A 13,380-nucleotide genomic window follows, 5' to 3' on the forward strand; every position below is an offset into this window, starting at 1 on the left:
CACGACCGCCACCGGCGTTTCTCAGCCGTTCTCCGGGTCCTTCAGCCGTTTTCCGGGTCCTGCGGTGCGAGGAGCACCGGCAGCCGGGTGGTCCGCGGCTTCTCCGGCACCTCCGCGACCGCCCGGGGCAGCGCCTGCTCCACGCCGTGCACCACGGAGAGGTGGCGCCCGGCCCGGCCGAAGGCCGTGTACACCCAGGGCCGGCTGAGGGACCGCGCCGCGTCGCCGGGCAGGACCACGACCACCGCGGGCCACCGCCCGCCCGCCGCCTGCCGCGCGGTCAGCGCCCAGCCGTGCCGCACCGACCGCTCCACCCGCTCCCGCGGTACGACCACGCTCCGGCCCGCGCAGGACAGGTGCAGCCCGTCGGCGTCGCCCTTGACCACCCGGCCGGGCACCGCGCGGCCCGGGGCAGGGGAGTGGACGACGCGGTCACCGGGGTCGAAGCCGCCGAACCGGCCGGGCCCCGGGTTCAGCCGTTCCTTCAGGGCCGCGTTGAGCGCCCGGGTGCCGGCGGCGCCGCCGTGCCCCGGCGTGATCACCTGGGTCTCCTCGGCGGCCAGGCCGAGGGCGCGGGGCACCGAGTCCGCGACGATCTGCACCGTGCGGTGCACGGCCTCGCCCGCGTCCCGCACCGGCACGATCACGATCTCCCTGCCCGGGGCCGCCGGCCGGCCCAGCTCCCCGGCGCCGATGCCGGAGACCAGTTCGCCCAGCGGACCCGGATCGGGCCGGCGGGAGGCGACCTGGGGGCAGATCCGGGCGGCGAGCAGATCGGCGAAGACCCGTCCGGGCCCCACCGACCCCAGCACCCCGGGGTCCCCGGCCAGCACCAGCCGGGAGCCGTCGGAGAGCGACTCCACCAGCAGGGCGCCCGTCTCGACGTCCACCTGGGGGGCGTCCACCACGACGAGCAGGTTGAGGGCGAGGGTGCCGTCCGCGTCCCGCCCCGGTCCCTCCGTCCCGGCGAGCAGCCCGGCCACCGTCACGACGTCGGGGCCCTCCCGGTCCGGTGCCGCGGGGCCGGCCAGGGCGGCGAAGCGGTCCCTGCCGAGCGCACCGGGCGCGGCGGCGCAGACCCGCAGGCCCAGCAGGTGGGCGGCACGCAGCAGGGCCGCCGGTTCCGCGAGGGCGGCCTCCCCGCCGGTGTGCACCACCAGGGCGTGCCCCGCGACCGCCCGGATCAGGTCGGCGGCGGCGCCCTCGGCGGAGCCGGCGAACCGCTCCCACCCCGCGCCGCCCCCGTCCGCCGGGTCGCCCCCGGGGCCCGCAGGCCCGTGCGTGTCCTTCGTGCCGTCCGTGCCGGGGTCGCGCGGGGTCGAGGCGGCGAGCCGGGCGAGTCCGTCGGCGAGGCTCTCCTCCGCGAGCGCGTACCGCTCCAGGCCGATCAGCACCCGGACCGGACGCTCCTCGGCCTCCTCCTCGTCGCCCTCGGCGGAGGACTCCCCGGCGGCCCCCGGCGCACGGGCCGTGCCGTGCGCCCCGCCGGGCTCCTCCAGGATGTCCTGGAAGGCCAGTGCCTCGCCCTCCGCGAGGGCGTTCTGCACGGCCGCGTCGGGGTCCGGGACACCGTGCTGGGCCAGCGTGGCCGTGAGACGGGGCAGATCCAGGGCGGTGTGTCCGGCGAGCGCGGCCTGCTCCAGCAGCCAGACCGTCACCGCGCGCCCCCGGCGGTCGTCGTCCGGCCCGGCCCCGGCGCCGAGCAGCGCGCGGGCGAAGGCGTCGGCCTGTTGCGGCCGGACCTCGGCGATCCGGAGCAACTGCCAGGGGTCGGCGCGCAGGGCGGAGTCCGCCGACTCGCCGAGGAGCGCGGCGGCCCGCGGGGCCAGCACCTCGGGCGCACCGCCCTCGGCGAGGACGCCGCGCACCGCCCGGACGGTCTCGGGCGTGGGGCCCGCGGGCTCGGCGTCCGGGCCCGCCGGCACCGGGCGCGGCGGGCGCTGCGGTTCGGGGGCCGGCCGGCGCGGGGCGGGCGCGGGGCCGGCGAAGACCGTCGCCGGGGGCTTCTCGCCGCTCTCCACGGCCCGTACGGCGGCGAGCAGATCGGCGGCCGTGCCGCTGAGCTTGGCGCCGCTGGCGAGGGGCGCCTGCCGCTGGGACTTGCGGCGCTCGATGCGCTCCCGCTCGATCCGCTGGGCGGCCAGCTCCGCCTCGGCCTCGGACGGCCGGGAACCGGCTTCCTCCTCTTCGGACCCGGCATCCGGGTCCGGCCGCCCCTCCCGCCCGAGTCCCCCGGGCTGCCCGGTGCCCCCTTCCGGCTGTCCGTCCCCCTCCGGCCCGGTACCCCCGCTCGCCTGCCCACCCTCCCCGGCCTCGGCGTCCGCCGTCCGTCCGTCTGCCGCGGCCCCGGCGCCCTCGTTCGCCTGTCCGCCTTCCCCGGGCTCCCCGGCGCTCTCCGGCTCCCCGCCCGTGCCCCCCGGCACCCCGGCGGAGGCGGCCCGCGCCTCGTCCACGCCGTCCCCTCCGGCACCGGCGGCCGGCGTCCGCGCCCCGCCCCGGTCCGTACCGCCGGCCTCCGCGGCCGGTCCGGTCCCCGCCGTCGGCCCGGTGCCCGCGCCGACGGCGGCGTTCGTGTCGTCCACGCCGCCCCCGGTGTCCCCGGACTCCGCGGTGTCCTGGCCGGGTACGGGCTCCGTGCTCACAGCGTGCTCCAGTCGTGGTCGGGGTAGCGGTGCACCGGCGCCGACACGTCGTCGAGCGCCCGGCGGATCTCGTCAGGAAGACTAAGGGTCTCCACCGACAACGCCGCCGTGAGCTGCCGTGCCGTGCGCGCGCCGAGGATGGGCGCGACCACGCCGGGCCGGTCGCGCACCCACGCCAGCGCCACTTGCAAGGGCGTCACCGCGAGCCCGTCGGCCGCCGTCGCCACCGCGTCCACGATGTGACCGGCCGTCTGGTCGAGGTAGGGCGCGACGAAGGGCGCCAGCTGGTCCGAGGCGCCCCGCGAGTCTGCCGGGGTCGCGTCCTTGCGGTACTTGCCGGTGAGCACCCCGCGCCCCAGCGGTGAGGAGGGCAGCACGCCGATGCCGAGGTCCAGGGCGGCCGGCAGCACCTCGCGCTCGATGCCGCGCTGGAGCAGTGAGTACTCCATCTGGGTGCTGGCGAGCGGGTTCCGTGCGCCCGGGGCGGCGAGCTGCCAGGTGCCGGCCTTGGCGAGCTGCCAGCCGCAGTAGTTGGAGACGCCCGCGTAACGGGCCCGGCCGGTGCTCACGGCCAGGTCGAGGACGCTCAGCGTCTCCTCCAGCGGGGTGTGCGGGTCGTAGGCGTGCAGGTGCCACACGTCGACGTGGTCGGTGCCGAGGCGGGCGAGCGAGGCGTCCAGCGCGGAGAGCAGGTGACCGCGCGAGCCGTCGAAGCGCCGCTCCGGGTCCGGGACGCTGCCCGCCTTGGTCGAGATCACCAGGTCCCGGCGCGGCACCAGGCCCTCCATGAGCCGGCCGAGCAGGTACTCGGCCTCGCCGTCGCCGTACACGTCCGCGGTGTCGACGAGGGTCCCGCCCGCCTCCCAGAAGGTCTTCAAGAGGTCCGCGGCGGCGTGCTCGTCGGTGCTGCGGCCCCAGGTGAGGGTGCCGAGCCCGAGGCGGGACACGCGCAGGCCCGTGCGGCCGAGATGCCTGTGCTCCATGAACGCCGACATTACTGGCCACGGGTTGCGCTGTGGGGTCCTGTGGACAACCGAGTCGCGCGCGCTAAGGTCGGGACACCAGCGACGTTACTGATCGGTAAGGGGAATCGGCCATGCAGCTCGGGATCAACCTCGGCTACTGGGGTGCCGGAATGGACGCGGACAACCTGGCCGTCGCCCAGGAGGCCGACCGGCTGGGCTACGCCGTCTGCTGGGCCGCCGAGGCGTACGGATCGGACGCGGCCACGGTGCTGAGCTGGGTCGCCGCCCAGACCGAGCGCATCGACGTCGGGTCCGCGATCTTCCAGATCCCGGCCCGGCAGCCCGCCATGACCGCGATGACGGCGGCCACGCTCGACTCGCTCTCCGGGGGCCGCTTCCGCCTCGGCCTCGGCGTGTCCGGACCGCAGGTCTCCGAGGGCTGGTACGGCGTCACGTTCGACAAGCCCCTGGCCCGCACCCGGGAGTACGTCGAGATCGTGCGCAAGGCGATGACCCGCGAGCGCCTGTCGTACGAGGGGACGCACTGGACGCTGCCGCTGCCCGGCGGTCCGGGCAAGCCGCTCAAGCTGACCGTGCACCCGCAGCGCGAGCACATCCCGCTCTACATCGCCGCGATCGGCCCGAAGAACCTGGAGCAGACCGGCGAGATCGCCGACGGCGCCCTGCTGATCTTCCCCTCCGCCGAGCACCTGGAGGAGACCGCGGTCCGGCACCTGCGGGCCGGGCGGGAGAAGGCCGGCCGCACCCTCGACGGCTTCGACGTCTGCCCCACCCTTCCCCTCGCCCTCGGCGACGACAAGGACGTGACCGCGCTCGCCGACACCTTCCGCCCCTACACGGCGCTGTACGTCGGCGGCATGGGCAGCCGCCGGCAGAACTTCTACAACCGGCTGGCCGGCCGCATGGGGTACGAGAAGGCGGCGGCCGAGATCCAGGACAAGTACCTCTCCGGCGACAAGCAGGGCGCCGCGGCCGCCGTGCCGCACGAACTGATCGACCGCACCACGCTGCTCGGCTCCGTCGACCGGATCGCCGACCGGATGCGGGCCTACGCCGCCGCCGGGGTCACCACCCTCACCCTGGCCCCGGCGGGCTTCACCCTGGACGAGCGGATCGCCGCCCTCCGGGCCGGTACCGAGGCCCTGGAGCGCGCCGGTCTGGCCTAGGGCCTCTCGTGTGGATCACGTCGGGCTCGCAGGGTCCCGCCTGACGCGAACGAAAGACCTCAGTGGCGGCCGAGGGCCGGGGAGGTCTCGCGGCCGTGGTGGGGGCTCGGGGGTCTTCCCCGCCACGGCCGTCACGGAGAACAACGCGCCCGCGCGCCCGGGGTTACGCGTCCGCGCGCCCCTGTCGCGCCCGGTGCGTGTCCGCCGTTCGGCGGAGCCACCGCGCCGAGCGTTTGCCGCGTCCGCCGCCCCGCAGTTGACTCGTGCCCTGCGGACCTGCGGAACGACCCTGCAGAGGCAGAGAGGTGCCCCGATGCTTTCGGCGAAGAGCCTGTTCCAGGAGATCCTCGACCACGACGAGTCCTTCCGTCTCTTCTGCTCCATCGCGGCCGGCGGGGAGTCGCAGGGAGGCTGGGAGAACGCGCGCATCGCGGCCCTGGCGCCCGAGAGCCAGCGCGACCTCGCCCCCAAGATCGCCCGGCACGGGGCGGACGAGGACAAGCACGGGCGCATCTTCCACGCACTGCTCAGGAAACGCGGTCTGGAGCCGGTGGAGGTCCCCCCGGAGACCGACTACACCATGCTCCTGGAGCGGCACGGCATCGGTCTCGCCCACGACCGGCTCCGCGCCGACCACCCGCTGACGGTGCGGGACATCATCACCTACCTCGCGCACAGCCGGGTCACCGAGGAGCGCGCGGCCGGTCAGATGGCGCTGCTGCGCAAGCACTTCGCCGATCACCCGGACGTGGGACGCGCCGTACGCATGATCGCCGCCGACGAGGACAACCACCTCGCCTACGCCCACGAGGAACTGCTGCGCCTGGCCGCCGCCGGTCACGGCCGGTACATCCAGCGGACGCTGCGGGAGTGCGCCCTCGCCGAGATCCGCGTCTACCGGGACGTGAGCCTCGCGGTGATGGCCCACATGGGCCGCGTACTGGGCTGGTCGCGGGCCCGCTCGGCGCTGCTCGCGGCGGGCATCCGCGCGATGTACCTCTTCGAGCGCCTCGGCGGCTGGCGCCGCCTGGTCACGCTGCGCCCGCCCGAGCTGCGCGACGCCCTCGGCGGCCCGGCCGTACCGGCGCCGGAGACCGTCTGACGCCCCCGGGCGCCGCGCCGCCCGCCCCGCACACGTCCCCGCGGGCCCCGCGCGGCGCTACAGCCAGCCCCGGTGCTTGAACAGCCGGTAGAGCAGCAGCTCCAGCCCCGCCATCACCACGATCACCACCGGGTACGACCACTCCCAGCCCAGCTCCGGCATGTGCGCGAAGTTCATGCCGTAGATCCCGGCGATCATCGTGGGGACCGCCGCCATCGCCGCCCACGCGGAGATCTTTCGCATGTCGTCGTTCTGCCGGACGCTCATCTGCGCCAGGTGCGCCGAGAGGATGTCGGAGACCAGCCGGTCCAGGCCCTCCACCGACTCGTTCACCCGCAGCAGGTGGTCGTTGACGTCCCGGAAGAACGGCCGCGCCCGCTCGTCGACGAAGGGCACCACCGCGCCGAAGGCGCCCGTGCCCGCCAGCCGGGCCAGCGGCGGCGCCAGCGGCACCGTCGCCCGGCGGAACTCCAGCACCTGCCGCTTGAAGGCGTAGATCCGCGACGCCGTGTTGCGCGTGCCGCCGCCGTCCGGGGAGAAGACCTCCGCCTCCAGCTCCTCCAGGTCGTTCTGGAGCGCGACGGCGACCTCCAGGTAGTGGTCGACGGTGGCGTCGGCGATCGCGTACAGCACCGACGTGGGGCCCTTGGCGAGGAGTTCCGGCTCGTGCTCCAGGCGCCGGCGCACCCCCGCGAGCGGGGCGGCCTCGCCGTGCCGGACCACGACCGCGAACGCGTCCCCGAGGAAGACCATCACCTCGCCGGTCGAGACGGAGTCGCTCCGCGCCTCGTAGACGACCGGCTTGAGCACGGCGAAGAGCGAGTCCTCGTACACCTCCAGCTTCGGCCGCTGGTGCGCCTTGAGGGCGTCCTCCACGGCCAGCGGGTGCAGCCCGAACTCGCGGCTGACCAGCTCGAACTCCTGCGCGGTGGGCTCGTGCAGCCCGATCCACACGAAGCCGCCCGCGGCGCGGGCCCCGGCGAGCGCGGCGGAGAGGTCCTCGGTCCCCTCCGACCGGCGCCCGTCGCGGTAGACGGCACAGTCGACGATCATCGAACGCATTCTCCCCCCGGCCCGGCGCGTTCGCACGGCGTACGGGGCCTACCCTGGCCGCATGCCCACGCTGATCCTGGTCAGGCACGGACGTTCGACCGCCAATACCGAAGGGGTGCTCGCCGGCTGGACGCCCGGCGTCGCGCTCGACGAACGCGGGGCCGCGCAGGCCGCCGCGCTGCCCGGCCGGCTCGCCGGCCTGCCGCTCTCCGAGATCGTCGTCAGCCCGCTCCAGCGCTGCCAGGAGACCGTCCGGCCGCTGCTGGAGGCCCGCCCCGGCCTGAGCGCGCACACCGACGAACGGATCGGGGAGTGCCACTACGGCGACTGGTCCGGCCGCAAGCTCGCCGACCTCAGGGACGAGCCGCTGATGGAGGTGGTACAGGCCCACCCCTCCGCCGCGGCCTTCCCCGGCGGCGAGTCGATGCGCGCCATGCAGACCCGCGCCGCCGAGGCGGTGCGCGAGTGGAACGCGCGCGTGGAGCGCGACCACGGCGCCGACGCGGTCTACCTCATGTGCTCCCACGGCGACATCATCAAGTCCCTGGTCGCCGACGCGCTCGGCCTCCACCTCGACCTCTTCCAGCGGATCTCGGTCGACCCCTGCTCCGTCACCGTGATCCGCTACACCCGGCTGCGGCCCTTCCTGGTCCGCCTCGGCGACACCGGCGACTTCGCCTCCCTGGTGCCGCGCGAGGAGCCGCCCGCCGAGGAGGCCCCGGTCGGTGGCGGTGCGGGCGCACCGTGATCGTCGGCCGCAGTAGGGTGAGGCGGTCGCGGCAGTGCCCGTTCCCGCCCTTCCGCATCCCTCCCGACCACCCTCTCGACTTCCATGGAGACAGGACGTGTCCCGTCAGGTGTTCCTCTACGACCAACCGGAACGTTTCGTGGCCGGCACGGTCGGGCTGCCCGGACGCCGTACGTTCTTCCTCCAGGCCATCGCCGGCTCCCGGGTGACCAGCGTGGCCCTGGAGAAGACGCAGGTCGCCGCGCTCGCCGAGCGTATGGACGAACTCCTCGACGAGGTCGTCCGGCGCAGCGGCGGCAGCACCGCCGTCCCCGCCATGGCACCCACCGAGAACGCCGACACGGCGCCGCTGGACACCCCCATCGAGGAGGAGTTCCGCGTCGGCACCATGGCGCTCGCCTGGGACGGCGAGGACGAGCGCATGATCGTCGAGGCGCAGGCCCTGGTGGAGCTGGACGCCGAGTCCGAGGAGGATCTGGCGGAGGCCGAGGAGCGGATGCTCCAGGACGAGGAGAACGGCCCCCCGATGCTCCGGGTCCGCCTCACCGGCGCGCAGGCCAGGGCCTTCGCCAAGCGCGCCCTCGACGTCGTCAACGCCGGGCGGCCGCCGTGTCCGCTGTGCAGCCTCCCGCTCGACCCGGAAGGACACGTATGTCCGCGCCAGAACGGATACCGCCGCGGGGCGTGACCCACGACGCGGCGACCGTACGGCTCCTCGCCGAGGGCGAGCTGACCGTGCGCGGACGCATCCGCGGCGCCTCCAACGCGGTGCTCCACGGCACCGTGTCCCACGACGGCCGCGAGGCCGCGTGCGTGTACAAGCCCGTCGCCGGGGAGCGGCCCCTGTGGGACTTCCCCGACGGTTCCCTCGCCCGGCGGGAGGTCGCCGCGTACGAGGTCTCCGAGGCGACCGGCTGGGGCCTGATACCGCCCACCGTGCTCCGCGACGGCCCCTACGGAGAGGGCATGTGCCAGCTCTGGATCGAGGCCCTGCCCGGCACCGCACTGCTCGCCCTGGCCGAGGACGAGGAGCCCGCCCCCGGCTGGAAGGCGGTCGCCTTCGCCGAGACCGAGGACGGGCGCCCCGCGCTGCTCGTGCACGCCGACGACGAGCGCCTGCGCCGGCTCGCCGTCCTGGACGCCGTGGTCAACAACGCCGACCGCAAGGGCGGCCACCTGCTGCCCGCCGCGGGGGAGCGGCTCTACGGCATCGACCACGGGGTCACGTTCCACACCGAGGACAAGCTGCGCACCCTGCTGTGGGGCTGGGCCGGGGACCCGCTCACCGGGGAGGCCCTGGCGGTGCTGGACGCCCTGCGGGAGGCGCTCGGCGAGGGAGCGCCCCTGGCCGACCGGCTGGGGGAGCTGATCACCCCGGCCGAACTGGACGCCACCCGCGCCCGGGTCGGCGCCCTGCTCGACTCCGGCCGGCACCCCGTGCCCGGCGGGCAGTGGCCCGCCATCCCCTGGCCGCCGGTCTGAGGGCCCCGCGGCGGGCGCGGCACACCGGTGGCCGGAAGGCAAGAGGGCAGGACCGGCCAACCGGCCCGGTCCGGTTCGTGTACGGAACATCCGTCCGGTTAGGCTCATGACATGCATGCCTGGCCCGCTTCCGAGGTCCCCGCCCTGCCCGGTCAGGGCCGCGACCTGGAGATCCACGACACCGCGACGGGGGCGCTGGTCACCCTCGCCCCCGGCCCCGTCGCCCGAATCTACGTCTGCGGCATCACGCCCTACGACGCCACCCACCTGGGACACGCGGCGACCTACAACGCGTTCGACCTCGTGCAGCGCGTGTGGCTCGACACCAAGCGGCAGGTCCACTACGTGCAGAACGTCACCGACATCGACGACCCGCTGCTGGAGCGGGCCGAGCGCGACGGTGTCGACTGGGCCGGCCTCGCCGAGCGGGAGACGGCGCTCTTCCGCGAGGACATGACGGCGCTGCGGATGCTGCCGCCGCGGCACTACATAGGCGCCGTGGAGGCCATACCGGGCATCGTCCCGCTCGTCGAGCGGCTGCGGGACGCGGGCGCCGCCTACGACCTGGACGGGGACGTGTACTTCTCCGTCGACTGCGACCCCCACTTCGGCGCCGTCTCCGGCCTCGACACCGCCGCGATGCGACTGCTCTCCGCCGAGCGGGGCGGCGACCCCGACAGGCCGGGCAAGAAGAACCCCCTCGACCCGCTGCTGTGGATGAGCGCCCGCGAGGGCGAACCGAGCTGGGACGGCGGCTCGCTCGGCCCCGGCCGTCCGGGCTGGCACATCGAGTGCGTGGCCATCGCCCTCGACCACCTCGGCATGGGCTTCGACGTCCAGGGCGGCGGCTCCGACCTGGCCTTCCCGCACCACGAGATGGGCGCCTCCCACGCCCAGGTGCTCACCGGACAGTTCCCGATGGCCAAGGCGTACGTCCACGCCGGGATGGTCGCGCTGCACGGCGAGAAGATGTCCAAGTCCAAAGGCAACCTGGTCTTCGTCTCGCAGCTCCGGCGTGACGGCGTCGACCCCGCGGCCATCCGGCTCGCGCTCCTCGCCCACCACTACCGGTCGGACTGGGAGTGGACCGACCAGGTGCTGCGGGACGCCGAGCGGCGGCTGGAGCACTGGCGGGCCGCCGTCTCCCGGCCCGACGGACCGCCGGCCGAGGGGCTCGTCGAGGAGATCCGCGCGGCCCTCTCCCACGACCTGGACGCGCCGGCCGCGCTCGACGCGGTCGACCGCTGGGCCGACCGCCAGCGCGAGGACGGCGGCACGGACGACGGGGCGCCCGGGGTCGTCTCCCGCGCCGTGGACGCGCTGCTCGGCGTGGCCCTCTGACGGAGCCTCCGGAACGGCGGGCGGGGGCGCTTCCCGGTGGAAGCGCCCCCGCCCGGCCGTCCGGTCCGGTCAGTCCTCGGCGGAGTCCTCGTCGTCCCCGCCCGCCTTCGGCGGTTTCGGCGGGCGCGCGCGGCCGCTCGGATTGTCCTTCAGGTACGGGGCGCCCGGCAGGCCCTCGCTCCCCTCCGCGGTGGCGTGGCCGCCGACGCCCGGCCCGGAGCCGTCCCGGCGCCGCAGGTACCGCTCGAACTCGCGGGCGATCGCCTCGCCCGACGCCTCCGGCAGCTCCGCGGTGTCCCGGGCCTCCTCCAGCGACTGGACGTACTCGGCGACCTCGGTGTCCTCGGCGGCGAGCTGGTCCACGCCGACCTGCCAGGCGCGCGCGTCCTCGGGCAGGTCGCCCAGCGGGATGCGGACGTCGATCAGGTCCTCCAGCCGGTTGAGCAGGGCCAGCGTCGCCTTCGGGTTGGGCGGCTGCGACACGTAGTGCGGCACCGCCGCCCACAGCGACACGGCCGGCACCCCGGCGTGGGTGCACGCCTCCTGGAGGATGCCGACGATGCCCGTCGGGCCCTCGTACTTGGTCTCCTCCAGGTCCATCCGGCCGGCCAGCGCGGTGTCCGACGTGGTCCCGCTGACCGGCACCGGGCGGGTGTGCGGGGTGTCGCCCAGCAGCGCGCCGAGCACCACCACCATCTCGACGCCCAGTTCGTGGGCGAAGCCGAGCAGTTCGTTGCAGAACGAGCGCCAGCGCATGGATGGCTCGATCCCCCGGACCAGCACCAGGTCGCGCGGTGTGTCGCCGCCGACGCGGACCACCGAGAGCCGGGTCGTCGGCCAGGTGATCTTGCGGACGCCGCCCTCCATGAAGACCGTGGGACGGTTGACCTGGAAGTCGTAGTAGTCCTCGGCGTCCAGCGCCGCGAACACCTCGCCCTTCCACTCCCGCTCCAGGTGCGCGACCGCGGTGGAAGCGGCGTCACCGGCATCGTTCCAGCCTTCGAACGCGGCCACCATGACCGGGTCGATCAGCTCGGGAACCCCCTCGAGCTCGATCACCCAGCGCCTCCTTCCGACGAGCCCTCGCGTACCCCCCAACCTTACGGCGTCACGAGGGGCCGCCCGCAGCCCCCTTGCACGGGGCGGTGACCGGATCACTGCCCCGTTCGGGGGGCCCGGACACCCCGTACGGCGGAGCGGGCGGGACCCCGCGGCGCGGCACCGCGCGTCACCGCCGGCCGAGCAGGTCCCGCACCTTCGTCCGGACGTCCTCGGTGGCCAGTCCGCGGACCGTCAGCGTGGTCCGCCGGCGCAGCACGTCCTCCGGTGTCGCGGCCCACTCGTGGTCGCGGGCCCACACCACCTGCGCCCAGATCTCCGGCGCGTCGGGGTGGACGCGCTCGGCGAGCGCGGGGTCCGCGTTGGCGAGCCGGGCCACGTCGAACGCCAGCGAGCCGTAGTGCGTGGCCAGGTGCCGGGCGGTGTCGGCGGCCATGCGCGGGCCGGGCGCCGGGTGGTCGGTGAGCAGCCGGTGGGCGACCGCGTGCGGGTTGGCGACACCGGGCAGGGGCAGCTTCCTCGGCAGCGTGGAGACCGGTTCGAAGGCGTCGCCCAGCGGTCCGCCCGGAAGTGCCTGGAGGGTCCGCACGACCGTGCGGCCGATGTGGCGGAACGTGGTCCACTTGCCGCCGGCGACGGAGAGCATGCCGCCGCGGCCCTCGGTGACCACCGTCTCGCGGCGGGCCTTCGCGGTGTCGCCGGGTCCGCCCGGCAGCACCCGCAGCCCGGCGAACGCGTAGGTGATCAGGTCCCGGTCGAGTTGCTGGTCGCGGACGGAGAAGGCGGCCTCGTCGAGGATCTGGGCGATGTCCTTCTCGGTGGCCGCGACGTCCCCCGGGTCGCCCTCGTACTCCTCGTCGGTCGTGCCGAGCAGCAGCATGTCCTCCCAGGGGAGGGCGAAGGTGATCCGGTACTTGTCGATCGGGGTGGCCAGGGCCGCCCGCCACGGGGAGGTGCGCCGCAGCACGAGGTGGGCGCCCTTGGACAGGCGGATGGAGGGCGCCGCCCCGGGGTCCTCCATGCGGCGCAGGTGGTCGACCCAGGGGCCGGTGGCGTTGAGCACGAGCCGGGCGTCGACGCCGAACGCGTCGCCGGAGAGCCGGTCGGTCAGCTCGGCGCCGGTCACCCGGCCCCGGGTGAAGCGCAGTCCGGTGACCTCGGCGTGGTTGAGGACCACGGCGCCCGCCTCGACGGCCGCCCGCACCGTCATCAGGGCCATGCGGGAGTCGTTCATCTGGTCGTCGCCGTAGACGGCCACGGCCTTGAGGTTCTCGGTGCGCAGCTCCGGCACGTCCCGCGCGGCCCGGGCGGGCGAGAGCAGGTGGCCGACGCCGTCGCCGAAGGCGGAGAGCGCCGAGTACGCGAAGACGCCGGCGCCCAGCTTGGCCGCGCCGTGCGGCCCGCCCTCGTAGACGGGGAGGTAGAAGGTGAGCGGGCGGGCCAGGTGGGGGGCGACCCGGCGGGAGACGGCCCGGCGCTCGAAGTGGTTCTCCGCCACCAGCCGCACGGCGCCGGTCTGGAGGTAGCGCAGCCCGCCGTGGAGCAGCTTGGAGGAGGCGGAGGAGGTGGCTCCGGCGAAGTCGCCGGCGTCCACCACGGCCACCCGCAGCCCGGACTGCGCGGCGTGCCAGGCGGTGGACAGGCCGAGGATGCCGCCGCCGATCACGAGGAGGTCGTAGGACGCCCGGGAGAGCAGCTCGCGGGTCTCGGCGCGGCTCGGGTTCGGGCCGGCGAGCAGGCGCGTTCCCAGGGCGGGTGCGGACTGCAGGGTGGACTGTGTGGTCATCGCTTCCTCTTGCTC

At 75.2% G+C, this 13,380-nt stretch carries 11 protein-coding genes; 6 read left to right on the forward strand and 5 right to left on the reverse strand.

Translation table 11 applies throughout. The features are described from left to right. Positions 1-41: 41 nt before the first annotated feature. Both VM636_RS24315 and VM636_RS24320 read right to left on the reverse strand, forming a co-directional pair. A complete protein-coding gene (locus tag VM636_RS24315; RefSeq protein WP_338485714.1) occupies positions 42-2,642 on the reverse strand; it encodes a helix-hairpin-helix domain-containing protein in 2,601 nt (866 codons plus the stop codon). Beyond that, on the reverse strand, positions 2,639-3,625 hold the full coding sequence (locus tag VM636_RS24320) for an aldo/keto reductase (RefSeq protein WP_338485716.1): 987 nt from the start codon (positions 3,623-3,625) through the stop codon (positions 2,639-2,641). The genes VM636_RS24315 and VM636_RS24320 overlap by 4 nt, the downstream gene beginning before the upstream one ends. Positions 3,626-3,738: 113 nt before the next feature. Between VM636_RS24320 and VM636_RS24325 the strand changes: the two genes are divergently transcribed. Together VM636_RS24325 and VM636_RS24330 are read left to right on the forward strand one after the other, a co-directional pair. Then, complete coding sequence (locus tag VM636_RS24325) at positions 3,739-4,794, forward strand: LLM class F420-dependent oxidoreductase (RefSeq protein ID WP_030418056.1); 1,056 nt, start codon at positions 3,739-3,741, stop codon at positions 4,792-4,794. 313 nt (positions 4,795-5,107) lie between these two features. After that, a complete protein-coding gene (locus VM636_RS24330) occupies positions 5,108-5,896 on the forward strand; it encodes a hypothetical protein (RefSeq protein ID WP_030418057.1) in 789 nt (262 codons plus the stop codon). A 57-nt stretch (positions 5,897-5,953) separates the two neighbouring features. On the opposite strand, the gene VM636_RS24335 is transcribed toward VM636_RS24330, so the two are convergent. Beyond that, positions 5,954-6,949 (reverse strand): magnesium and cobalt transport protein CorA, encoded by a 996-nt coding sequence (locus VM636_RS24335; RefSeq protein WP_030418058.1) that lies wholly within the window; start codon positions 6,947-6,949, stop codon positions 5,954-5,956. A gap of 61 nt (positions 6,950-7,010) precedes the next feature. On the opposite strand from VM636_RS24335, the gene VM636_RS24340 reads away from it, so the two are divergent. The 4 genes from VM636_RS24340 (at position 7,011) to mshC (ending at position 10,520) form a co-directional block, all read left to right on the forward strand. Next, positions 7,011-7,697 carry a histidine phosphatase family protein gene (locus VM636_RS24340; protein WP_338485718.1) on the forward strand — a complete coding sequence of 229 codons (687 nt, stop codon included), beginning with the start codon at positions 7,011-7,013 and terminating at the stop codon, positions 7,695-7,697. 97 nt (positions 7,698-7,794) lie between these two features. Next, positions 7,795-8,385 (forward strand): DUF3090 domain-containing protein, encoded by a 591-nt coding sequence (locus tag VM636_RS24345; protein ID WP_030418060.1) that lies wholly within the window; start codon positions 7,795-7,797, stop codon positions 8,383-8,385. After that, complete coding sequence (locus tag VM636_RS24350) at positions 8,349-9,179, forward strand: SCO1664 family protein (RefSeq protein WP_051821146.1); 831 nt, start codon at positions 8,349-8,351, stop codon at positions 9,177-9,179. Before VM636_RS24345 ends, VM636_RS24350 begins: the two co-directional genes overlap by 37 nt. 111 nt (positions 9,180-9,290) lie before the next feature. Next, on the forward strand, positions 9,291-10,520 hold the full coding sequence (gene mshC / locus VM636_RS24355) for a cysteine--1-D-myo-inosityl 2-amino-2-deoxy-alpha-D-glucopyranoside ligase (protein WP_030418062.1): 1,230 nt from the start codon (positions 9,291-9,293) through the stop codon (positions 10,518-10,520). 69 nt (positions 10,521-10,589) lie between these two features. Here mshC and VM636_RS24360 read toward each other — a convergent pair whose 3' ends face one another. Both VM636_RS24360 and VM636_RS24365 read right to left on the reverse strand, forming a co-directional pair. Beyond that, positions 10,590-11,579, reverse strand: coding sequence for a PAC2 family protein (locus tag VM636_RS24360; RefSeq protein ID WP_030418063.1), 990 nt, complete (start codon positions 11,577-11,579; stop codon positions 10,590-10,592). A 169-nt stretch (positions 11,580-11,748) separates the two neighbouring features. Next, complete coding sequence (locus VM636_RS24365; protein WP_030418064.1) at positions 11,749-13,365, reverse strand: glycerol-3-phosphate dehydrogenase/oxidase; 1,617 nt, start codon at positions 13,363-13,365, stop codon at positions 11,749-11,751. Positions 13,366-13,380 lie beyond the last annotated feature (15 nt).

The sequence above is a fragment of the Streptomyces sp. SCSIO 75703 genome, assembly GCF_036607905.1.
GTDB lineage: Bacteria > Actinomycetota > Actinomycetes > Streptomycetales > Streptomycetaceae > Streptomyces.